Annotated in this window: 19 protein-coding genes and 2 pseudogenes; 13 read left to right on the top strand and 8 right to left on the bottom strand. The window is 69.4% G+C overall.

All coding sequences use genetic code 11. The annotated features are described in order from the left end of the window. Positions 1-146: 146 nt before the first annotated feature. The gene (locus Prum_RS34560; protein WP_246278276.1) at positions 147-3,221 is read left to right on the top strand and encodes a 3-keto-alpha-glucoside-1,2-lyase-like domain-containing protein; all 3,075 of its coding nucleotides are present in this window, start codon (positions 147-149) and stop codon (positions 3,219-3,221) included. 72 nt (positions 3,222-3,293) lie between these two features. Here the strand turns inward: Prum_RS34560 and Prum_RS34555 are convergent, their stop codons facing one another. Further along, complete coding sequence (locus Prum_RS34555) at positions 3,294-4,484, bottom strand: epoxide hydrolase family protein (RefSeq protein ID WP_173080429.1); 1,191 nt, start codon at positions 4,482-4,484, stop codon at positions 3,294-3,296. A 135-nt stretch (positions 4,485-4,619) separates the two neighbouring features. Continuing rightward, on the bottom strand, positions 4,620-4,856 hold the full coding sequence (locus tag Prum_RS34550) for a hypothetical protein (RefSeq protein WP_173080427.1): 237 nt from the start codon (positions 4,854-4,856) through the stop codon (positions 4,620-4,622). 150 nt (positions 4,857-5,006) lie between these two features. Between Prum_RS34550 and Prum_RS34545 the strand changes: the two genes are divergently transcribed. The 3 genes from Prum_RS34545 to Prum_RS34535 all read left to right on the top strand — a co-directional run bounded on the left by Prum_RS34545 (position 5,007) and on the right by Prum_RS34535 (position 7,509). Then, on the top strand, positions 5,007-5,228 hold the full coding sequence (locus Prum_RS34545) for a hypothetical protein (RefSeq protein ID WP_173080425.1): 222 nt from the start codon (positions 5,007-5,009) through the stop codon (positions 5,226-5,228). After that, a complete protein-coding gene (locus Prum_RS34540) occupies positions 5,225-5,404 on the top strand; it encodes a hypothetical protein (RefSeq protein ID WP_173080423.1) in 180 nt (59 codons plus the stop codon). The genes Prum_RS34545 and Prum_RS34540 overlap by 4 nt, the downstream gene beginning before the upstream one ends. A 932-nt stretch (positions 5,405-6,336) precedes the next feature. Next, a complete protein-coding gene (locus Prum_RS34535; RefSeq protein WP_173080421.1) occupies positions 6,337-7,509 on the top strand; it encodes a hypothetical protein in 1,173 nt (390 codons plus the stop codon). A 23-nt stretch (positions 7,510-7,532) separates the two neighbouring features. Here the strand turns inward: Prum_RS34535 and Prum_RS34530 are convergent, their stop codons facing one another. Further along, complete coding sequence (locus Prum_RS34530; RefSeq protein WP_173080419.1) at positions 7,533-10,094, bottom strand: helix-turn-helix transcriptional regulator; 2,562 nt, start codon at positions 10,092-10,094, stop codon at positions 7,533-7,535. Positions 10,095-10,201: 107 nt separating this feature from the next. Here Prum_RS34530 and Prum_RS34525 point away from each other — a divergent pair, with 107 nt between their 5' ends. From Prum_RS34525 to Prum_RS34515, 3 genes are all read left to right on the top strand, one after another. Beyond that, the gene (locus tag Prum_RS34525) at positions 10,202-10,576 is read left to right on the top strand and encodes a VOC family protein (RefSeq protein ID WP_173080417.1); all 375 of its coding nucleotides are present in this window, start codon (positions 10,202-10,204) and stop codon (positions 10,574-10,576) included. A gap of 78 nt (positions 10,577-10,654) precedes the next feature. Next, positions 10,655-11,050: a hypothetical protein gene (locus Prum_RS34520; protein ID WP_173080415.1), complete on the top strand. Its 396-nt coding sequence runs from the start codon at positions 10,655-10,657 to the stop codon at positions 11,048-11,050. An 86-nt stretch (positions 11,051-11,136) separates the two neighbouring features. Continuing rightward, entirely contained in the window at positions 11,137-11,922 is a 786-nt protein-coding gene (locus tag Prum_RS34515) for a siderophore-interacting protein (RefSeq protein WP_218577475.1), read from the top strand. A gap of 43 nt (positions 11,923-11,965) precedes the next feature. Here Prum_RS34515 and Prum_RS34510 read toward each other — a convergent pair whose 3' ends face one another. Beyond that, positions 11,966-14,656 (bottom strand): AfsR/SARP family transcriptional regulator, encoded by a 2,691-nt coding sequence (locus Prum_RS34510; protein WP_173080411.1) that lies wholly within the window; start codon positions 14,654-14,656, stop codon positions 11,966-11,968. Positions 14,657-14,837: 181 nt separating this feature from the next. Between Prum_RS34510 and Prum_RS52340 the strand changes: the two are divergent. Further along, positions 14,838-15,308, top strand: a pseudogene (locus Prum_RS52340) (MGDG synthase family glycosyltransferase); the annotation flags it as partial. Positions 15,309-16,060: 752 nt separating this feature from the next. Here the strand turns inward: Prum_RS52340 and Prum_RS34505 are convergent. Further along, on the bottom strand, positions 16,061-16,822 hold the full coding sequence (locus Prum_RS34505; RefSeq protein WP_173080409.1) for a tetratricopeptide repeat protein: 762 nt from the start codon (positions 16,820-16,822) through the stop codon (positions 16,061-16,063). Between the two features lie 54 nt (positions 16,823-16,876). Here Prum_RS34505 and Prum_RS34500 point away from each other — a divergent pair, with 54 nt between their 5' ends. Together Prum_RS34500 and Prum_RS34495 are read left to right on the top strand one after the other, a co-directional pair. Then, positions 16,877-17,233, top strand: a complete 357-nt coding sequence (locus tag Prum_RS34500; protein ID WP_173080407.1) for a hypothetical protein — start codon at positions 16,877-16,879, stop codon at positions 17,231-17,233. Between the two features lie 29 nt (positions 17,234-17,262). Then, positions 17,263-17,634 carry a GNAT family N-acetyltransferase gene (locus Prum_RS34495; RefSeq protein ID WP_173080405.1) on the top strand — a complete coding sequence of 124 codons (372 nt, stop codon included), beginning with the start codon at positions 17,263-17,265 and terminating at the stop codon, positions 17,632-17,634. A gap of 421 nt (positions 17,635-18,055) precedes the next feature. On the opposite strand, the gene Prum_RS34490 is transcribed toward Prum_RS34495, so the two are convergent. Beyond that, on the bottom strand, positions 18,056-18,718 hold the full coding sequence (locus Prum_RS34490) for an MOSC domain-containing protein (RefSeq protein WP_173080403.1): 663 nt from the start codon (positions 18,716-18,718) through the stop codon (positions 18,056-18,058). 139 nt (positions 18,719-18,857) lie between these two features. On the opposite strand from Prum_RS34490, the gene Prum_RS34485 reads away from it, so the two are divergent. Next, the gene (locus Prum_RS34485) at positions 18,858-19,769 is read left to right on the top strand and encodes an SPFH domain-containing protein (protein WP_173080401.1); all 912 of its coding nucleotides are present in this window, start codon (positions 18,858-18,860) and stop codon (positions 19,767-19,769) included. A 220-nt stretch (positions 19,770-19,989) separates the two neighbouring features. Then, on the top strand, positions 19,990-20,619 hold the full coding sequence (locus Prum_RS34480; RefSeq protein WP_173080399.1) for a GOLPH3/VPS74 family protein: 630 nt from the start codon (positions 19,990-19,992) through the stop codon (positions 20,617-20,619). On the opposite strand, the gene Prum_RS54005 is transcribed toward Prum_RS34480, so the two are convergent. Both Prum_RS54005 and Prum_RS34475 read right to left on the bottom strand, forming a co-directional pair. Continuing rightward, positions 20,616-20,747, bottom strand: a complete 132-nt coding sequence (locus Prum_RS54005) for a hypothetical protein (RefSeq protein WP_281369072.1) — start codon at positions 20,745-20,747, stop codon at positions 20,616-20,618. The genes Prum_RS34480 and Prum_RS54005 overlap by 4 nt on opposite strands. Further along, a complete protein-coding gene (locus Prum_RS34475) occupies positions 20,744-21,709 on the bottom strand; it encodes a hypothetical protein (protein WP_173080397.1) in 966 nt (321 codons plus the stop codon). The genes Prum_RS54005 and Prum_RS34475 overlap by 4 nt, the downstream gene beginning before the upstream one ends. On the opposite strand from Prum_RS34475, the pseudogene Prum_RS52335 reads away from it, so the two are divergent. After that, positions 21,708-22,460, top strand: a pseudogene (locus Prum_RS52335) (TetR/AcrR family transcriptional regulator); the annotation flags it as partial. The gene Prum_RS34475 and the pseudogene Prum_RS52335 overlap by 2 nt on opposite strands. Positions 22,461-22,623 lie beyond the last annotated feature (163 nt).

The raw sequence follows: 22,623 nt of genomic DNA, 5'->3' as shown, positions 1-22,623 counted from the left end.
AACTAACGTACTAGTCCGTACATTAATCCCGCGACCTCATCGCCCGCCATGGGTCATGACTTTTGTATCCACATTCAAAAGTTCACATTCATCTCTCAAAAGCTCTAGCAGTTTCATCGAATGTGGCTGATGATGATCCCACCGCCGTGACCGTGGTTCTCTCCGTCGCCGGGCAGGCACCCCCGGCGTTGGCTCCACGGCGGCTCCTCACCAGCACCGTCCAAGGAGGAATGAATGCCCCCTCGCCCCCACGAGTGAGCCGCCTAGCCGCGCTCCTCGGCGTCGCGCTCCTCGGTCCGTTGGCCGCGGTCGCCACGCCTGGTGCCGTCCGGGCCGCGGCCCTACCAGCACAGGAACCGGGCATCACGCTGCGTACGTACGACGTACGGGTGCCGCTCACCGAGATCTGCACACTCAAGCCCGGCCAGACACCGAACGTCGACAAGCTGATGCCGGTCGTCGACTGGACCAGTGCGGCCGACTTCGGCTTCGAGGACAACTTCGTCACCCACGTCATCGGCAACATCAACGTCCCGGCCAGCGGCGCGTACACGTTCCGGCTGACCAGCGACGACGGGTCTCAGCTCACCGTCGACGACGCGCTGGTGGTCGACCACGACGGGCTGCACGGAGCGACGTCGAAGGACGGCACGGTCTCCCTGACCGAGGGCTACCACGCGCTGCGGATCGAGCACTTCGAGGCGGGCGGCGGCCAACAGCTCACGCTGGCCTGGAAGCCGCCGGGCGCCGCGGACTTCGCCGTCGTACCCACATCGGTGCTGAGCACGGACGCCGGCGTCGTCCGGGTGACCGCGCCCGGATACAAGGCGTGCCAGGGCGTCGACGACGCGCCCGGCGACGGCCTCCCGCTGGACGCGGTGCACCCCAACTACGCGCTCACCGACCTGCGCCCTGCCGGCTTCGAGCCGCAAGTGTCCGCTATGGACTGGACCGCCGACGGCCGGCTGGTCATCGCCACCTGGGGCGGCAGCGACCAGATGCTCGGCGAGGTGTACATAGTGGACAAGGTGACGGGGCGGACGAGCCCTGAGCGGGTCAGGTACAAGAAGGTCGCCAGCGGGCTGAAGGAGCCGATGGGCCTGGCGGTGGTCGACGGCACCATCTACGTGTCGCAGAAGCACGAGCTCACCGAGCTGCGGGACGTCGACGGCGACGAGGTCGTCGACGAGCAGCGGACGGTGGCGGTCTGGCCGTTCGGCGGCAACTTCCACGAGTTCGCGTTCGGCCTGCTCTACAAGGGCGGCAACTTCTACCTCAACCTGTCGGTCGCGATCAACCTCGGCGGCGCGACGACCGATCCGCAGCCGGTGGGCAACCGGGGCACCAGCATCGTGGTCAACCGGCGTACCGGCAAAGTGTCCTATGTGGCCGGTGGCCTGCGTACGCCGAACGGCATCGGTTGGGGCCCGGACGGCGAACTCTTCGCCACCGACAACCAGGGCGGCTGGCTGCCCTCGTCGAAGCTCGTCCACATCAAGCAGGACCGCTTCTTCAACCACTACACCAACCAGGACGGCCCGTTCGACGCCAACCCGGTCACCAAGCCAGTGCTGTGGCTGCCGCAGAACGACATCGCCAACTCGCCGAGCACGCCGGTGCTGCTGAAGAACGGGCCGTTCCGCGGGCAGCTGCTCATCGGTGACGTGACGTACGGCGGGTTGCAGCGGGCGTACTTGGAAAAGGTGGCTGGCGAGTACCAAGGCGCCGTCTTCCGGCACACGCAAGGGCTGGAGGCCGGTGTCAACCGGGTCACCATCGGCCCTGACGGCGCCGTCTACGTCGGTGGTCTGGGCGCCGAAGGCAACTGGGGCCAGGCCGGAAAGCTGCGCCACGGGCTGCAGAAGCTGACGCCGAGCGGTGCCAACGCGTTCGACATGAAGTCGATGAGCGCCACCCGGAACGGCTTCACGATCGAGTACACCCAGCCGCTGTCCACCGCCACCATCCAGAACATCGCGCAGAGCTACCGGATCGCGCAGTGGCGGTACGCGGCGACCCCCGCGTACGGCGGGCCGAAGGTCGACGAGGAGACCCTGAAGGTCACCGCGGCCAAGGTCTCCGCGGACCGCAAGACCGTCACGCTGACGGTCGACGGTCTCCAGCGCGACCGCGTCGTGTACCTGCGCTCACCGCGCCCGTTCGCCGCCGCGAACGGCGAGGAGCTGTGGAGCACCGAGGCTTGGTACACCCTCAACAACATCCCCGGGCCGCAGCCGGACCAGATTTTCTACGAGGCCGAGGAGGGCAACCGCGAGGGCAGCGCCCGGCTCGCGACCGACCACCGCGGCTACTCCGGGGTCGGCTTCGTCGCCGGTTACGGCGCGCTGAATGCCTCCACCACCGTCCACGTCGACGTTTCACAAGCCGGCGAGTACGAGGTCGGGCTCCGCTACAGCAACGGACCCAACCCGTTCCAGGGCAACAAGACGGTCAGCATCCACGTCAACGGCCGCAAGGTACGGCAGACCGTCCTGCCGACCACGGTCACCTGGGACGAGTGGGCGACCAAGACCGAACGGCTCACGCTGCGCCGCGGCGTCAACGCGATCCAGTACCGGGTGGACGCCACCGACACCGGCCACGTCAACCTCGACCTCGTCACCGTACGCCGGCCGGGTCAGCGGATCGTCCTCTTCGACGGCGCCGACCTCACAGAGTGGCAGCACACCGACGGCCGCACCGCCAGCTGGGCCAGGATCGCCGGCGGCGCGATGGAGGTCCGCAACGGCGACCTGCGCACCAAGCAGGCGTTCGGCGACTTCCGGCTACACGTCGAGTTCAAGGTGCCGCTGCTCCCGCCCGACGTCACCGGCCAGAACCGCGGCAACAGCGGCGTCTACCTCCAGGAGCGGTACGAGATCCAGGTTCTCGACTCGTACGGCGACCCGACACGGGACAACAACGAGGCCGGCGCGATTTACCAGCAGAAGGCACCCGACGTCAACGCCGCGACACCGCCGGAGACCTGGCAAACGTACGACATCGAATACCGCGCCGCCCGCTACGACACCGCCGGCAACAAGATCGAGAACGCCCGGGTGAGCGTGGTCTGGAACGGCGTACGCGTCCACGACAACGTCGCCATCACCGGGCCGACCGGCGGAAACATCCCCGAAGGACCAGCGACCGGATCCATCCGCCTCCAGGACCACCAGAACCCTGTCCAGTACCGCAACATCTGGGTCCAACCGCTGAGCTGACCGCCATGGGCGGGGCCGGCATCCACATCGGTGCGGATGCCGGCCCCGGCACCTGACGTCCTGACAGCCGGCTCAGGATTTCTGCAGCGGCCGGAACGCGGCCCGCACCTCGGTGGAGAAGAGTTCCGGCTCCTCCCAGGCGGGGAAGTGGCCGCCGCTGCCGACCTCGTTGAAGTACATGAGGTTGGGGTAGACCGTCTCCACCCAGCTGCGCGGGGCAGCCCAGATCTCGCCGGGGAACGTCGTGAAGCCGACCGGAACCGAGACCGCCGGCGGAGCCTGGCCGGCCGCTCGGGCTATGGCCCGTCCGAATTCCCAGTACCACCGGGCGGCCGAGGCGCCGGTGCCGGTCAGCCAGTACAGCGTGATGTTGTCGAGGAGGTTGTCCCGGGTGAGGTTGCCGGCGGGCTCGCCGTCGACGAACGCGCGGGAGATCTTGTAGTAGCTGTCCGTGTCGTGGTCGAGCATCCAGGCCGCCAGCCCGACTGGTGAATCCAGTAGCGAGTAGCCGATTGTCTGCGGCCGGGTGGACTGTTCCAGGAAGTAGCCGAAGCCGTCCGTCGTGAACGCGTTGAGCGCGTCAAGCGCCGCGCGTTCCTGCTGGGAGTTCGCCGGCAGTTGGTCCTTGAGACCGATCGCTCCGGCGAGCAGGTTGATGTGGATGCCGACCAGCCCTTCGGGTGCTTGGCGGCCCATCGCGTCCGTGACGGAGGCGCCCACGTCGCCGCCTTGGGCGACGTAGCGGGTGTAGTCGAGGCGGTCCATCAGCTGCGCCCACGCGCGTGCGATGCGGCCGGAGTCCCAGCCGAGCTCGGTCGGCTCGCCCGAGAAACCGTAGCCGGGCAAGGACGGCAGCACCAGGTGGAATGCGTCCTCGGGAGTGCCGCCGTGCGCGGTCGGGTCGGTGAGCGGGCCGACGACCCCGAGCAGCTCGGCGACCGAGCCTGGCCAGCCGTGCGTCATGACCAGCGGCAGGGCGTTCTCGTGCTGCGACCGCACGTGGATGAAGTGGATCTCGACTCCGTCGATGCCGGTCGTGTACTGCGGAAGGGCGTTCAGCTTCGCCTCGAACGCGCGCCAGTCGTGTTTGGTCGTCCAGTAGCGGGCCAGCTGCTGGACCGTCGCCAGCTGCACGCCCTGGGAGCGATCGGTGACCAGCTCTCGGGTGGGCCAGCGCGTGGCCGCGATCCGGCTACGCATCTCGGCGATCGCTTCTTCCGGCATGTCGAGCCGGAAGGGACGGATTTCGTGGTCGTTGGACATGTGCACCACCTGCCGGGTCGGGTCGACCGGCGCCCGGGGGCGCCGGCAGGGGCACCACCCAGTCTCGCACCGACCCGGCGACGGGCGGGCCGAAAACCGCCGACTCAGCCTTGACGAGTCCTTGACGCCCGGCCGTCATGTTTGGTCGTAGAGGGCACTCACCCGGCAAGGAGGATTGATGAGGACAAAGACCTGGACACGGGCGGGAGTGTGTGCGGCATCCACCGCGCTGCTCCTGGCCGCGACCACGGCACCGGCCAGCGCGGCGGGAATCGCTACCGGGCAGACCTTGGGCGTCGGCGACAGCCGGTGCACCGACCATGTCCAGTCGGACAACGGGGCGAGGCTGACCGGATTCTTCGCCAACGGCACCGGTGAATGGACGGTGCTGCGGTCCAGCGCCGTGGGTGGTCCGGAGACCGTCGTCTTCAGGGCCCCGCGGGTGCGCGGAGCGGGGCACAGACGCCCATCGACAAGACCATCGCACCCACCACGTCCGGCACCTTTTTCTACCGGGCGTGCGTGCTCGCCAACAAGATCATGAAGGTCAGCGTCTTCAGCGTCACCCACTACCAGATCTTGCTCACCTCGACCAGTTCCAACGCGGTGACCGATATCGGCCCGGAGACGGCGGCGCTGTCGCTGAACGCCTCGGCCTGCGGCGACCGTACCCCGTGTCATCCGGCGACACGATTCGGCTGGTGGGCACCGGAAGCGGCCGGACCGGCTGGATCATCTCCGTGACCGGTTCCACCAACAACTACGAGGGAAACTGGGCGGTCCTGTACACCGCCACCGACGGTGGCATCGATCAAACCTTCGTCCTGGATCCGGAGATCACCGAAGTGACCGCCTGCGCGGGCGGCGGCGTCACCACGGACAGGGACACGGTGTCGTTCGAACTGTCCATCGTCAGCTAACCGTTCGACCCAGACAGTGGCAGGCGTCCACTCTGGACACCTGCCACTGGTTCACCGGCTTGAGGTCAGGTTCAGGATCAAGTTCTGAGCTACCGCGATGTCCGTCGCGGTCCGTGCCGTCGCTCCCGCGGCCTCACCCTGCGTGGTCCACAATCGACCCCGGCGGACGGTGCCCACGGGTTCGCGTCGCGGGGCCGCATAGATCTTGGTGACTTGTTGTTGCTGGGACGACGATAAGTCACCAAGATCTACGCGTGCTGCCGTGCAAATGCGGCATATCGGCCGGCACCCACCCGACCGGCCTCACCCTCACCGCGAGACGTCTCTGGTCGCGATGTGATCGTGGCGAGCAATTGCCCCTCCAGGGGCAAAGATTCGCCACGGACGGCCCCGAGCGGCCACGCGTCGCCGGGCGGCGCAACGAGGGCGGGTGTAGCGATCACCGCGGCGACGCGGATCCCGCGCAGCGCGGGCTCAGAGCGGGCTCGGAGCGGACCGCGACCATCCCCACCCCGTCGATCAAGGACCTTCGCGCGGATCAAGGGCAAACGGCCGTGGGTTGGAGGCGGCTCCAGGCGGCCCACCGTCTCCCCGGGCGTCGCCCGGCCGTTGTCCTTGCGTCTTGTGCCGCGGAGCTGGCAGCGCTGGTCGGGGGTTTCGGCGAGCGCTTGCGAGCCGCCGACCTGCGCGGTGCCCGCGGGAGCATGCGGCCCGCAGGTGACGCGGACCGGGGCATATCTGCCTGGACAAACCCAAGACCCCGCCTTTACCCCAAACGTTTCACCTCAGCATCCGTCCGCCCAGCTCCGTACCGGGTGTCCGCCCTCCGTACTCCCCCGCCGGCGCTTTGCGTACCGCTCACGGATGTGTGCCCCGTCCGGTCTTTCCTACCGTTTTCGTTGTCAGGTCCGCACTAATAGAGGGGCAACACGATGACGGACACCACGACGACGAGGATCTTCCGGCGGAATCCACACGCCAATCCGGAGGGATCCGCTTTCCTCCTGACGCTGCTCGAACGGTACGTGGACAACGTGCCCGAGCGCACCCGACCGGAGCTTCAACTCGCCCGTGAGATCGACGCCCGTCCAGACGGACGGCGGACGGCCGAGGAAGCGGTCCGGAACTGGCGCGCGTTGCCGATGGAGACGAAGGTCGCGGCCATCGGCGCGGCCGCGGCCGCCGCTGACAACTCGCTCCGGATGACCGAGGAGGCGCTGGCCGCCCGCGCGGCCCAGGCGTTCCGCCCGCGCGGCGTGCACGACCCGAACGGGTTCACGGCTCGGGCCGCGACGATCGGCCGCACCCCGGTGGGTGCGCGGCCGTTCACGATGCCCGAAAGTGAGGCTCCTCGTCCGGGCGACACCAAGGCGTCGACGGACTCCATCACCGGCAAGACCGAGGTGTCACCGGACCCCGGCGGCGCGGGGACGCTGCTGGGTCGTTCGCCGGCCACGATGACGCTGGGCCCGGACCGCACGCCGGCCACGCGTACCGCGGAGAAGCCCGCCGCGGCGGCGCCCGCCGGCGCGGCGCCGATCTACACCGTCAGCTACGTCGGCCTGTACTGCGCCGAGGAGAGCACCTGGGACGGCGGCAGCAACAGTGACGAGCCGTACGTCAACTTCAACATGTACGACGACAGCAACCACTCGTGGGCCAAGCGCACCGCGGTCTACAGTGACGTCGACCGCAAGGAGATCCGGGGGCCCAACCCGAACCCGTTGGTTGTCTTCGGTCCGGCGTACCTCCCGACCGAACGCACGTACATCTCGGCCCTGGTCACCGAGCACGACTTCGGCAACCCGGAGAAGATCAAGCAGATGTGGCACGACGCGGCCACCATCGGCCAGTGCGTGGCCAAGTTCTACGGTGTCGACGTCGACCAGGCGGTGGTCGACAGCGCCGCGAACCTGCTGGACGCGCTCTTCAACATGGGCGACGACATCATCGGGTGGGACACCGGGATCCTGTGGCCGGAAGGCTTCGAGTGGTACCTCAGCTTCCCGCTGAACTACTACAAGGGGATCTGGTACGACTTCTTCCTCTTCCACACCGACAACGACTCCGAGTTCTACACCTTCTACCGCATCGACCGCTACTGATCCGGCCGGGAGGCCCTGCGCCGTCACCGGCGCAGGGCCTCCCGCAACTGCCGCCGCGACCGGACCGGCAACTTGCGGTACACGCGGGCCAGGTGACTCTCCACGGTGCGAACCGACAGGACGAGCCGTTCGGCGATCTCGCGGTCGGTCAGGCCGCTGGCGGCGAGGCCCGCGATCTCGCTCTCTCGCGCCGTGAGGGACCCCGTGCCGGTCGCAGCCCGTACCGCGCGGACGGGGTTCCCCATCGCCTCCGCCGCCCGCACCACGCCCAGCGCATGCCGGGGCATGTTCAGCCGCTCCAGGCGGTCCACGTGCTCGATCAGCGACGTACCGTCGTCCGGATCCGACGCCACGGCGAGCGTCGCCTGGGCGGCGGCGACCAGCCGTGGCGCGTCGACGTGCTCGACCGCGGCCCGCAGGCGGGCGGCGACCTCGGCCGCCCCCGCGGGGCCCCGGATGCCGGCCTCGTGGACCAGATACCCGACCTCCACCAGCCAGCACCCCGCGCGTCGGGCGGCGGCGCCGGCCTCGGCCATGAGGTCGATCGCCCGTCGCCGTTCGCCGCGCGCCGCCGCGATGCCCGCCGCCGCCCACGGCGACAGCCCGGGCACGATGGCCATGGCGTCTGGCGGGGTCGAACGCAACACGTCCTCGGCCTCGTCGACGCGGCCCGCCTCCGCCAGGCACAGGACCAGCCACGTCGCCGCCTCGGACCGGAACAGCCCTTCGCCGCCCGCCTGCTGCACCAGGGCCACTCGCAGGCATTTGATCGCTCCCGGGAGGTCGCCGGCCACCCGGCGGGCGTAGCCGTCGAACAGCGGCCAGGCGGTCGGCTCCAGCCCGGCCAGGTCACGGTCCGAAGGGGTTGGCCAGCGGCCGGACTGGGGGTGGGTGGCAGGCACGTCCGGCGCGGGGGTGCGCCAGATCTGTGCCAGTCCCACCGCCGCGAGCGCCATCCCCCGCACGTATGGCAGGCCGGCCGGATCCTCCACGCAGGCGGCGGCGACCTCGCCGGCGGCGCGCAGCGCGTCCGCCGTCCGGCCGACGAGCGACAGCGCCGCCGCGCGGGCCAGGCCGGCTCGCAGCAGCGCCCGCCGCCCGGCGGTGCCGTCGGCGAGTACGGAGTCGGCGGCCTCCAGCGCCGCCGACGTCTGGCCGCCGAACAGATGGACGAGGGCTTTCAACGAACCGATGTCCGCCCGAGCGGCGGGATCGTGGGTACTCGCCAGAAGCCTCGTCAACTCGTCCTGGCCACCGGCCGGATCGCGTTCGGCCCATACCCGGTGACCGGCGAGCGCGATGGCGATCTGCGTCTCGTCGTCGACGCTGGAGGCATCCGCCGCGGCCTTCTCCAGGACCGCCCGCGCCTCGTCCGGCCGTCCCAGCTCGACCAGGGCCGACGCGCTGGCCACGCACGCCAGCGCCGACGGCTGGCGGCGGGCCGCTTCCTCAGACAGTCGCAAGGACAGGGCCGGATCGGAGTGCAGGACCAGGTCCGCGGCGTCGAGCAGGTGACCACCGTCGATCGCCGTGCCGGCGTCGAGCTGCCACAGCGCGGTGAGGACGACCTCCCCGGGATGGACCGGCTCGGACGGCCGGGCCGCCAGCAGGGCCGCGGCGACCCGCCGCCGCCGAGCCGGGGATAGCCGCCGGCGCACCGCCGCACCGAGCATGGGATGGGCGAAACGCAGCGACAGCCGGCCGGCCTGGCCACCGTCGGCGGCCTCGGCCCGCAGCAGCCCGCGGTCTTCGAGCCGCACCACCACATCGGGCGCGACGATGCGTTCCAGCACCTCCACGGCCAGCGGTGCGCCCAGCGCGACGGCGCTGAGCGCGTCGCGGGCCGCCGCGTCGAGGTGATTCAACTGGCGGTCCAGCAGCTCCGCCAGCGTGGGCGGCACCACCAGCGGCGCCTGCCACCACCAGAGCCCGGACCGCTCCCGCAGCGCCCGGTCGAGCAGCCCGGCCCGAACCAGCTCGGTCAGGTAGAACGCGTTGCCCCTCGTCCACTGATGCAGCATCTGCGCGGTGGGGGCCGCCACGTCGCCACCGACCAGCGCCGCGACGAGCCGCCCGGTGTCCGCATCGTCGAACGGGTCCAAGTCGACGCGGTCGAGGTAACCGTCCTTCCACAGCGTCCGGACCGCATCGGGCTGTGCTGCCCCGGCACATATCGTCAGCACCAGCTGAGCCTCGCCGGCCAGTCCCAGCAGGACCGCTGCCGACGGCCCGTCGAGCAGATGAGCGTCGTCGACGACGAGGACCAGGCGCCGGCTCCCCGCACGCGCCCGCAGCGCCTCCCGGACAGCCGGAAGGACGACGGTGACGTCGGCGCACGACGACGCGGGCATGAGCGCGGCGAGCGCAGCGAACGGCACCTGCCGACCGGCATCCGTGGCGGTCAGCCACACCACACACGTCCGGCGCGGATCGAGGCGAGCGGCCAGCTCGCGAGCCACCGACGTCTTGCCAACTCCCTCATGCCCGACCAGAGCCACCCCAACGCCCCTGGCCAGGGCAGATAAGGCGAGGTTCAGCTCGGACACCCGGCCGACCAACCCAGCACGCGGCGGCAGAAAGGTCATCACGCCCCCCAATCGATAACCCTGGCAACGGTCACACGAGGCACTCGCCGATGTCGCCGATACGTCGAGGACCGGACAGGCGAGCCGCGACGCGGCATGCTTACCTGGTGATCGATCACGTGGTACTCGGCGTTGGTGACATCGCCACCAGTCGCGCTTTCTACGAGCAAGCCCTCGCCCCGCTCGGCGTCGAGGTCGTTCTCGACCTACCGGGCTACATCGGGTTCGGCGACGGCGGCAGGCCGTGGTTCTTCGTGGCGACCCGTACGCCAACCGAGCGCGTCCACGTTGCGTTCTCCACCCAGAGCCGGGCTGTGGTGGACGAGTTTCATGCGGCGGCCCTGGCCGCCGGCGGGCAGGACAACGGCGCGCCCGGGCCACGCCCGATCTATCACTCGCACTACTACGGTGCGTTCGTCTACGACCCGGACGGCAACAACATCGAGGCGGTCTGCCACCAGCCAGTCAGCGGGGCGGAGTAGTAACGCCAGTCGTCAAGATCGCATCTTGAGCACGCGGCCACTTGTGCGGCCCTGGTATGGCTGGGATCGTAAGGAACCATGACAGCGCAGGTGGTCCATCACGAGCGACTTGCCTGGGACGCAGCGCGAGCCTTCATATGTGCCACCGAATCCGACCAGGTCTTCGGCTGGCTGCGCGAGCAGGTGGAGCGCCACTTCGATCGGCGGCTGGCCGAGGCGCTATATGAGTCACGGCACCGGTTGTGGGCCAGGCACCGGTTGGACGTCGTCGATGTCGAGCGTGGACGCTGGCGGGCGAAGCTGGAAGACCTCGTGATCGCCGACCGCTCGCGGGCTCTGCCGTTGCAGCAACTGATCGCCGAGACCTCCGCCCGGCTTGCCCAAGCCACAGACATCCGGGCCCACGGTCAGCCGCGCCGAGCCGACGGCCCGCACACCATCGACCTCGACCGTCCTTCCGACCGGCTCTGGTAGGTTAGGCTAACCTAACCAGAATTGGTCGGAAGGACAGTGACATGGCGAGGACTCAACGGCAAGGTCCGAGTCAGCACGTGCTCGCGGTGGAGACAACCGAATGGCTGACACCGCATCTGGTACGGGTAGTCGCCTCGGGTGAGTCGCTCGCCGACTTCTCCGACAACGGATACACGGACGCGTACGTCAAGTTGCTGTTCGTGGACCCCGAGCTCGGCGTAGAGCCACCGTACGATCTCGCCGCCCTGCGTGCCGCCCAGCCGTCACACCTGCAGCCCGTCCTGCGCACCTACACGCTCCGCTGGGTGGATAGCGCCGCGCGACGCCTGGCGATCGACTTCGTCACGCACGGCGACACCGGCGTCGCCGCTGTCTGGGCCATGAAGGCCGCGCCCGGAGACCGGCTCGTGGTGTCGGGACCCGGCGGGGCGTACGCGCCAGACCCGGCGGTCGGCTGGCATGTGTTCGCCGGAGACCTGTCCGCGCTGCCCGCGATCGCCGCCTCCCTGGACGCTTTGCCCGGGCACGCGAACGGTGTCGCACACATCGAGATCTCGGATCCGGCCGACATCCTCGACCTGAAGTGTCCCGAGCAGGTGGCGCTGAACTGGTTGGTCAACACCGACCACGGCGACACCGCCTTCCTGGCCCGCGCGGTGGCAAACGGGCACTGGCCCTCGGCCCCCGCCACACCGGGCGCGGTGCAGGTCTTCGCCCACGGCGAGCGCGAGTCCGTCAAGGCCGTCCGCAAGGTGCTGCACGCCAGGGGCATCCCACGCGAGGCCATCTCGATCTCCGGCTACTGGGCCCGTGGCCGGACCGAAGACGCGTTCCAAGCCGAAAAGCGTGAGCCCATCGGCCGCATCGACTGAAGCGACGACATCGCCGGCACTTCGGCCAGGAGGCTCAGTCAGTTCAGTCAGTGCGGTCAAGTTTTGTGTGGAGTTGGTGGGCGTCGGGGTGTTGGAGTTCGGTGAGGATGGTGAGGGCTTGGTGCCAGATGGTTTGGGCGGTGTGGTGGTTTCCGGTGGCGTGGTGGGTGTCGCCGAGGTGGGTAAGGGCGTCGGCTTCGTTGTACCGGTCGCCGATCTTCCGGTACAGGTCGACGGCGTGTTGGCCGCAGGTGATGGCCCGCTCGTAGTTGCCGAGGTGGTGGTGGGCGTATCCGAGGCTGTCCCAGGTGCCGGCCTCCTCGACCAGGTGGTCGCCGCAGTTCTGCAGGAGCGTCAAGGCGTGTTCACAGTGGATGAGGGTTTGGTGGTGGTCGCCGAGTTGGGCGTGGTACCAGCCGACCGAGTTGAGGGCGTTGGCCTGTCCGGTCTGGTTGCCGGTGGCCCGGTAGAGGTCGAGGGCTTGACGGGCGTGGTCCAGTGCCTGCCGGCGGCGGTGTTGACGGGCGTGTAGCCAGGCGATGCCCAAAAGGGTGTGTGCCTGGCTGGTGTGGTCGTGAAGCTCGGTGAACAGGTCCAGGGCCTGATCGAAGTGGATATGCGCATCGTGGTACTGGCCGAGCCGGGCGTGAGCGTTGGCCAGGCTGCGGTGGATGTGCGCTTGTCCAGAACGCTCTGCCTGGCGGCGGGCAGCGTCCAGGGCATGGCGGTGGGTAGTGACCCAGGCACGCCAGTGCCCCTGCCGATAGAAGAACTCGTCAAGCGTCAGCGCCAGCTGCCACGTATGGGCCTCGAACCCGACCTTTCCAGCATGAGCGATCGCCGCGACCAGGACAGCATGCTCGGCAGTGAACCAGGCCAACGCTTGTCCATGGTTGGCGAGGCTCTCCGCGATGACACCCGGCTGGGGCGGGCTCACCGGGACAGGCTCACGGTGCGGACGCATCAAATGGTGGGCCGCGTGCGCGGTGTGCAGATAGTGGTCCAACAACCGATGCGTCGCGGTACGCCGTTCGGTGTCACCGTCGTGCAGATGAGCCAACTCCGCGGCGTACAACCGGAGCAGGTCATGGAAGGTGAACCGGCCCGGGATGTGTTCGGTAACCAGGTGCGCTCGGGCCAGTTCGGCTACCAGCGGGCGTACCTGTTCGGGTGGTGTGCCGGCGAGGCTCGCGGCGGCGGGTGGCGCGATGTCCGGGCCGGGGTGCAGGCCGAGGAGCCGGAACAGCCGCGCCGCGCCGGGCGTGAGCGTCTGGTAGGACCAGGAGAAGACGGTGCGTACCTGGGTGGCGTGGTCGCCACCGTCGAACGCGTCCAGGTCGGCTCCGGGGCTGTGTGGTTCGCTGGTCAGCGCCGCCAGGGCGAAGCCGGGATGGGACGCCGCGCGTGCCGCCACGATGGCGAGCGCGAGCGGGAGCCGCGCACATCGGTCGATGATGTCCTCCACCGCGTCGGGTTCGGCGGCGACCCGTGCCGCACCGAGACGGCGGATCAGCAGTTCGCGTGCCTCATCCGTGGACAGCAGGTCCAACGGCAACGGGTTGGCGCCTTCGATGGCGACCAGGCTGGTGAGCTGGTTGCGGCTGGCTATCACGACGGTGCAGCCCGGCTCGCCCGGTAGCAGCGGTCGTACCTGATCCGGATCGCGGACGTTGTCCAACACGATCAACAACCGTCGACCGGCGAGGATGCCGCGGTACAAATCAACCTGATCCTGCAGAGTCGCCGGGATCTGCGCCGCAGGCACCCGCAACATCTGCAACAGAACCGGCAACGCCTCCGCCGGCTCGGTCGGCGGCCCGACCGGGTCGAAACCACGAAGGTTCAGGTACACCTGCCCGTCAGGGAAGCGACCACGGACCCGCCGCGCCCAATGCACCGCCAGCGTTGTCTTACCTACCCCGGCGGTGCCGGACAGGACGAGGATGGTCGGCACGGTGGCGCCTGGTTCGGTCATGTCGAGAAGCGCGTCGAGCCGGGCGAGCTGCACGTGACGGCCGGTGAACCCGGACGTATCCAGCGGCAGGGACATGGGGCTCGTCAAGGGGAGTGGTGCTTCGTAGCGCAGTGTTTCGTGGTGTAGCCGCTCTATGTCGGGTCCGGGCTCGACGCCGAGCTCGTCGGCGAGTCTTTTCCGTAAGTCCCGAAACGCTTCCAGGGCGTCGCCGCGCCGGCCCGTGGCGGTGAGCGATTGCATCAGCATCGCGACCAGCGATTCCCGGAGTGGGTGTCGGGCGACCAATGTGTACAGTTCGGCCGCAGCGTCGTATTGGCGGCCCAGCGACATCTCCAGGGTCAGGCACTCCTGTAGGACGGCCAGCCGGCGGTCCTGCATCGCCCGAGCCGCGGCTTCTGCGCGGCGGCCGCGAATTCCGGCCAGGGGTTCGCCCCGCCACAGCGACAGTGCCTGCCGGAGTCCGGCAGCGGCGGTGTCCGGTCGTGTCGCCGCGTCTTGGCGGGCCGAGGCGACCAGCCGATCGAAGGTGTGCGCGTCGATGCTGTCGTAGTCTGCTTGGAGCAGGTAGCCGGCGCGTTGGGTCGAGATGAGGCTCGCGCAGGCGCCCTCGTCGAGGAGGATCTGCCGGAGCCGGCTGACCAGGTCCTGGATCTGATGTCGGGCGGTCGCCGGCGGGTTCGGCCACACGGCGTCCACGAGGTGTTCGATGGTGACGGCATGGCCGGCGTTGAGCAGCAGCGCCACCAGGGTTCGCTCCATCCGTGGCCCGCCCAGGGGCACCCGGCGACCGCCTGCACGTACTTCGAGGGGGCCGAGGATGCCGAACCAGATCGATGTCACCGCCCACCGCCCTGCTCCGTTGCCCGAGAGTGTAGATCGATGTGATCCGCCAAGAACAGGTTGAGAACGGATCGAGAACGGCGGTGCCTAGCTTGCGACGATGAGGACGTGTCTGATTCTGAATGCGTCGATCGGTGGTGGCCACACATCCACCGCCACGGCTCTTGCCGGGCTGCTTCGTGGTGCAGGGGTTGAGGTGGTGGTGGCCGATCCGCTGTCTACCACCGGCCTGGCCGGGTTGCCTGGCTTGTATGCCCGGCTGGCGCGGTCGCGGTTTCCGGTGCTGTGGGCGGTGTATTACTACGTGCGCCGGTTGGCGCCGGTACGCAAGCTGAATGGCCGGCTCCTGCGCCGGCACCTGCTGCCCGCGCTCGCCTCGCTGGGAATCGCGAACTTCGACATCGTGATAGTCACGCACCACATGTACTGCCACTGTCTGAAGGCGCTACGCAGTTATGGCCGGCCGGTCGTCGTGCTGGTTACCGACCTGTTCGGTGGGCCGGCCCAGTGGTTCGAGCCGGGCGCCGACCGGTACGTGGTGCCGTCTGTCCACATGCGAGCCGCGGCGCTGCGGCGCGGGCGCGGCGCCGGGGAGGTGATCGTGCGGCGGTTGCCGACCCGGACGAACGAGCGCCTGCGCAAGCCGCTGGCGGGCGTCGAGGTCATCGGGTACGTCGACGACCTGCCCGCCCGGCTGGCGGAGTACGACGTCGTGGTCACCAAACCGGGCTCGGTGACCATCCAGGAGTTGGTGGATGGTGGGGTGCCGTTCGTGCTGCTGCGCGGCATCCCCGGCATCGAGCGCGGCAACGCCCGCGCCGTTTCGCGGATCCTCGGCCTGCCCGTGGTGCGCACGGCCCGGGGTGCCCGCCGGGTCGTCGCCCGGGCGGCACCGCCCGACGCGCTCGACCTCGAGATGCCAGGCGAACGGGTGTCGCTGGACGACCTCACCCGCTGCTGGCCCAGGATGCTCCGCGACCTGGATGACCGCGAAGGGCAGCGGCATCTCGAAGCGGCCGGCGCCGGCGGGACCGGCCTTGACCCGGTCGGTGGCCTGCAGGCCGCCGCCGCCCAGCGACTCGTACGCCAGCCGGATCGCGTGGCCGCGACGGTTGTTCAGACCCACCAGGTGCGGCAGATGGTCGGGGCGGGCCGCCACGAAGGCGAGGATCGAGACCAGGGCCTGTCCATGCCAGACGGTCCACATTCGACGCTCGGCCGGGAGCGGCGCCGGCCAGGTGACGCTCGCCGTCCGGACCACCGACAGGGCGTACAGCCGGAGCAGGCGCCAATGCACGGCCTGCCGGACACCCTCGACCCACATCACATGTCGGACGGTACAGGCATCTGGGCTGAGGGTCCCCACGTCAGGCCGAACGCTTCCGTGGGCGCCAACGCCTCCCCGCGCGAGTACTCCCGGTCAAACTCCGCCTCGCCCAAGGAGAGGGCGGCGAGGGACCGGGCCTTCGACAGCTCCACCGCGTCGTCCGGATCGGGTACCTGGCCGATGGTGGCGTAGGCGCTGTCGGTGAACCCGACCATCCGCGCGGCACGGCGGGGATCGCCCTCGGCCGAAGCCAGCGCGGCGGCGGCGATTCCCAGATACGGGACGAAGGAGCGGTAGCCCTGCCGGAACACCCGTTCGCGGCCGGCCGCGAACAGCTCGCGGGCGCGATCGAGGTTGCCGAGGTGCAACTCGGTGAACGCCAGGTTGTGGTACTCGGAGTTCACCGTCTCCGCCTGCCCGAGGGACTCGTTCAGCTCGATGCTGGCCAGATAGAGGTCGCGGGCCCTGGCATAGTCACCGGAGATCCGCGCCGCCGCGGCGAGAACGTGCCGCGGACGCTCCTCCAGCCGCCGGTCGCCGGAAAGCACGGCCACGTCAAGCGCCATCCGGGCCAGAACCTCCGCCCGAGGCAGGTCGTCGCCGCGGAGGGCGACACGCGCCATCGCGTACAGCCCTTCGACCTCGCCGGCCGGCTCACCGGCCTTGCGGGCCCGCTCCACCTCCGCCTCCGCTATGCGCAGCACGCCGGCGTTGTCGCCGCGCCGGAACGTGGCGCGTACCTCGTCCTCGAAGCTCATCCCGCCATCCTCCCCACCGGCCCGCCCAAGAACCAGGCCAGGAATAGTATGACCATGCGTTCCATCCACGATCTGGAGCCGCAACTAGCGGCGAACCGTCGATATTGGACCGGTTGGGCCGGTGTGGGCGGCGCCGACGAGCCGGACGCCGACGTGCCGATCTACCGCACCGATATCCCGCACTCTCTCCTCAACGGCGTTCTCCGGATCCGCAACCAGTCGCTGGACCAGGCCGTCGAGACGGCGAAGCAGCGGCTCGCCGGCTCGGTCTGGCGATGGTGGGTCGGCGCCGACAGTGACGCCGGCACCGCCGACGGGCTGCTCGCCCTCGGCGCCACCCAGTTCGCCGATCTGCCGATCATGGCGGTGGACGTCACCAAGCTGGCCCCTTCGACAACCCGGCCGAGCTGAAGATCCAGCCGATCGCCGGCCGCGCCGAGATGACCGAGTACGTCGACGCGTACGCCGGACCGCTCGGCATCGAAGGCGACCTCAGCCGGGTCGTGGACCGGGAGATGGGCTTCGCCTACCCGGACGTGACCCGTCTCGCCGGCATCGTCGACGGCCGGATGGTCGGCACCTGCACACTGTCGCTCGGCACCGACGTGGCCGCGCTCTACTGCATCGCCACCGACCCCGGTTTCCGCCGGCGCGGCATAGCCACCGCCCTCACCCTCGACGCTCTGCGCATCGCCCGCTTGACCGGACGGCGCATCGCCACCCTCCAGTCGAGCAGCGAGGGCGCGCTGGTGTACCGCCGCATCGGGTTCGAGACCGTCGGCCGGTACCAGCGCTTCGCGTTCCCCGCTTGACAGGGTCGGGCCGCCGGGTCGGGTCCGGCGGCCCCGCTGGGAAGGCGGCGTTGTCGTTTGTCCGGGCAGATGTGCCCCGGCCCGCGTCACCTGCGGACCGCACGCTCCCGCGGGCACCGCGCAGGTCGGCGGCTCGCAAGCGCTCGCCGAAACCCCCGACCAGCGCTGCCAGCCCCGCCGCACAAGACCCAAGGACAACAGCCGAGCCCCGCCCGGGGACGGTGGTATGCGCCGCCGTCTTCGCTCCGCTTCCGTTCCAGAGACTAGCTTTACGCCCCATACCTGAGAGGCATATTTATGACTGTGAGGTATGGGGCCCAGAAACCAGCCTGCCCTGTGACGGCGTCACGGGCTGTGAGGTCCATCTATTAGATCTTTCCGTGGTCCCACCCCATCGCCGCGCAGGCATCGCAATCACGAGCTACCGCGGCTGGGAAAGGCGCTCCGCGAGGGTCTGGCGCAGATCGTCGGGCAGTCCGGGGATCTGGACCAGCTCGGGCAGTAGCGCCGGCTCGGTCAGGTACGCCCGAAACGCCTGGGCGATCGTCACCCCGTGCGCAGGACGGTCCTCCACGGTCACCGGATCGCCGGCCCACACCTCGCCCTGCTCCAGCACCCGCAGGTACGCGCCCGGACGGTTCGCCCTGGCGAAGGTCTTCACCCACCGCGGCTCGCCCATCTTGCGCTGGAACGTGACGCACGGGATGCGGCCGAACGTCGGCTGGAGGACCAACCGTGGACCGATGCGCCACCGCTCGCCAATGACGGCGCCGTTGACGTCGATCCCCTCGGTCGTGAGGTTCTCGCCGAAGAGTCCGTTGGCCAGCCGGCGACTCAGCCGCGCCTGCCACCAGTCGTAGTCCTCCCGCGCGTACGCGTAGACGGCCTGATCGTCGCCGCCGTGGTGGTCGATGTCGAAGATCTGGTCACCGACCAGGCCGCTGCCCAGCCCGGTCGTCTTGGGCCCCGGCGCGCGCACGGTCACCAGATGATCAACCGGCTGCTTGTTGATGCCTGTGACACCGACGCCCTTGGCCGGGTTGGGCTCCGGCACCGCCAGGTTGACCGAAACAATCCTGCCCACGCCCGGCAACCTAACCGCCCTGAACACAGCACGCCACGCAATTTCCCCGCCCGGCATGGACCAAGCGCGCGCTTGGTCGCTTGGAAAAGTGATATCACTTTGATAGTGTCGAGACATCATCGCGGTGAAGGAGCCTCACATGACGGAACACCTCGACCTGCCCACCCCACGGGTACGCGAGCGCATCGCCCGGGGCGTCTCGGGCTGGCCGGTCCTCGCCCTGTCCATCCTGGTGATCCTCCTTAGCGTCATCACCTTCATCATCGGCGTGCAGCAGGACGACTCCACAGCCGTGGTGAGCCTCATCGTCCTCAGCCTCCTGTTTGGACTGGCCGCCCTGATCGCCTCGGCTGGTCTGACCCCCGTCGCACCCGGCGAAGCCCGCGTCCTTCAGCTCCTCGGCCGCTACACCGGAACCGTCCGCACCGACGGACTCCGCTGGGTCAACCCGCTCACCGCCAGGCGCAAGGTCTCCACCCGCATCCGCAACCACGAGACCGACGTACTCAAGGTCAACGATGCCGACGGCAACCCCATCGAGATCGCCGCGGTCGTCGTCTGGCAGGTCGAGGACACCGCCCGCGCCGTCTTCGAGGTCGACGACTTCATCGAGTTCGTCGCCATCCAGACCGAGACCGCCGTACGGCACATCGCCAACAGCTACTCCTACGACTCGCACGACACCGCCCAGATGTCCCTGCGCGACAACGCCGACGAGATCACCGCCCGGCTGTCGGAAGAGATCGGTGTGCGTGTCGCCGCCGCCGGAGTGAAGATCATCGAATCCCGGTTGACCCGCCTCGCCTACTCACCCGAGATCGCCCACGCCATGCTCCGCAGGCAGCAGGCGAACGCCATTGTCGCGGCCCGTACCCGCATCGTCGACGGCGCGGTGGGCATGGTGGAAATGGCACTGGTCCGCCTCGCCGAGAACCACGTCGTCGACCTCGACGAGGAACGTAAGGCCGCGATGGTCAGCAACCTGCTGGTGGTCCTGTGCGGCGACCGGGACGCCCAGCCCGTGGTCAACGCGGGCACCCTCTACTCCTAGGCACATGGCTACCGAGCGAAAGAAGCTCCTCTTCCGGCTCGATCCCGCCGTGCACGACGCACTCGCGCGCTGGGCCGCAGACGAACTTCGCAGCACAAACGCCCAGATCGAGTACCTGCTGCGCAAGGCCCTCGCCGACGCCGGCCGCCTGCCCGGCGGAGTCGGCCGGATGCGCGGACCCGGCAGACCCCCACCACACCCGGTCCGGAAGAAGAGTGACATGGAAGTACCCGACAGCCTCCCCCAGCGCATCTTCCTGCTGGCCTACAACCCCGACAAAGGCAAGGTCGGCATGGGCACCAACCTCGGCGCCATGCTCCGCGCCGCTGCCCTCGCCGACCTCTACCTCAACGGCAAACTCACCGACGAACGTGGGCGCGCCGCCATCAAGGTCCGGCACCCCTGCCACGATCCCGTCCTCGAAGCGCTCCTCGAAGAGATCGCCGGCTCCAAGCCACGCAAATGGCAGTCCTGGGTCGACCGCCGTCAGCGCGCCGCCGTCCGCGCGGTACGCCAGCAGCTCGGTGACGGCGGCTGGGCCCGCCTCCAACCCCACCGAATCCTCGGGCTGTTCCCCACGACCAAGGTGACCATCCGCGACCCCCGCGTCCGCAAGGAACTCCTCGGCCGGGTCAACGGCGCCCTGAAGAAACCCATTGGCAGAACCGACCCCGCCGACGCCGCACTCGTGGCCATCGTTGCCGCCGGAAACCTCAATCTCGTCCTCGACCGTAGGACCAAACGCGCCAACAAACGTCGCATCCGGGAACTCACCGAGCTCAGCGGACCGATCGGCCCCGCCCTGCGCAAATCGATCCGGGACGCTGCCAGCGCGGGCGCGGCCGGTTAGCTGTCTGGTCGGCGGGCCCGCCACAGTGCCGCCGCCGCGCCCACGAGCAGCAGCGCGACCCCGATGAACGCCTCGGTGCCGCCGTGGGGTGCGACGTGCCCGGCGTGGGCCAGCAGGGTCGCCGTCATCGCAGGTCGAAGGTGGTTGCGACGGCTGGGGCCTCGGCGAGGTGGATGGTATGGGTGGTCGCGATGTGCAGCCAGGCGTTGCCGGTCCGCAGCGTCGTGACGGCCTTCGCAAGACCCCAGAACGCGACCTGCATGAACCATGCGAGGGACAACGCGGCCCGCGCGGGCGAATCCCACGCGAGGAACGCCTCGGTGATGTTGAGGGCGCCGTACGCGAGGGCGGACAGGACCGATCCGGTCACCCACGACCGGGCCAGGACCGACAGCCGCGGGGTCAGCAGTGACTGGGTTGTGATCATGATGGGCAGGAACGACCCGAGGGTGAACAGCACGAGGGTCAGCGCGTGCCCGGTGACGGAGGTCGAGTAGTACTCCGGGGTGGCGACGAAGAGGATCGGCGGGAGCCCGACGAGGATGAAGAACGGCACCCATACTTTCGGCCGGTCGAACCGCAGCAGCATGCTGTCCGGGCGGTAGCCCAGCCGGTAACGGAAGAACCAGTACGGCAGCACCGCGAGGGTTACGAAGTTGAAGATCGCCCAGGTGAGGGTGGTCGCCGGGGTCTGCTGGTCCCAGACGGCCTGCGCGCCGGGGGCGAGCCCGACGAACGCGATGTGCGTGCGGATGTCGAACACGCTGCCGACCGCCAGGACCGCCGCCATCCAGGCCAGCAGGCCGGCGGTCTCCTTGCCGGGGTTGCGGAAGTCGGGGGCGTTGCGGTGGTCGAGCGGTGCGCGGCGCCGCGCGAGGAGGAACAGGAACGCCATGCCGACTATGCCGCCGGCGATGCCGGAGAAGTACCCGCTCGGCTCTTGGTCGCTGAGCGGCAGCACGGACCGGTCGGTCGTGAAGATGTAGACGGTGCCGGCCGCCCAGGCGGCGAGGAACAGCAGCAGCCAGCGGTTGGTGAACAGGTCGCGGACGGCGGTCGGTGCCGTCGTCGGTGCGGCGGTGGTCGTCATGGCGGGACTCCCGAGAAGGTCGGACAGAATAGAGAACGGTGCTCTCGTTAAGAGCATCGTTCTCTGTTCTCGACCTGTCAAGAACAGTGTTCTCGTTTTGTGGGATCATGGCGGGATGACGACCGCCTCCACCGGCCTGCGGGCCCGCCGCCGACAGGAGCTGCTCGCCGCCATCCGCACCGCTGCCCTCGGCGAACTGCGCCGCTCCGGCGCCGCCGGCCTGTCCCTGCGCGCCGTCGCCCGCGACGTCGGGATCGCCGTTTCCGCCCTCTACCGCTACTTCCCGAGCCGCGACGAGCTGCTGACCGACCTCATCGTCGCCGCGTTCGACGAGCACGCCGACGCCGTCGAAGCCGGCGGCGCGCACGATGACGTCGGGGAGGCGCTGCGTGGGGTCTGGCACGCGTACCGGGCCTGGGCGGTGGCCCACCCAGCCGAGTTCGGGCTCGCCTACGGCACACCCGTCCCCGGCTACGTCGCGCCGCCGGAAGACACCGTGCGCGCCGGCAGCCGCATCGGCCGGTTCGCCCTCGGACTGCTCGCCCGCGCCTACGCCGAAGGCCGCCTCGACCCCGACACGCTGCACCGGCGCGCCGCCCGCCTGTCACCGGGCACCGCCGAACAGCTCGAGACCTGGTCCAACCGACATGGACAGCAGGTGCCGACGGAGGTCCTCGCCGTCTGGCTCGACCTGTTCGTGCGCCTGCACGGTCTGGTGTCCATGGAGGTGTTCGGCCTGCTGCGCCCGATCACCCCGGACACCGCCCCTACACCGCCGAAGTCGTCGACACCGAGCTCGCCGCTCTGCTCGGACCCCGGCCTTAGGTCAGGAGCGTGCGGGCGGCCTCAGCGATTCCACCGGGGACATGCCGTAACGATCGAGCAGGTAGCCGGCGGAACCGGTGGGTGCGAAC

Origin of the sequence: Phytohabitans rumicis, assembly GCF_011764445.1 — a bacterium.
In the GTDB taxonomy this organism is placed as follows: Bacteria; Actinomycetota; Actinomycetes; order Mycobacteriales; family Micromonosporaceae; genus Phytohabitans; species Phytohabitans rumicis.
This window is presented reverse-complemented; position numbering and strand designations above follow the sequence as displayed.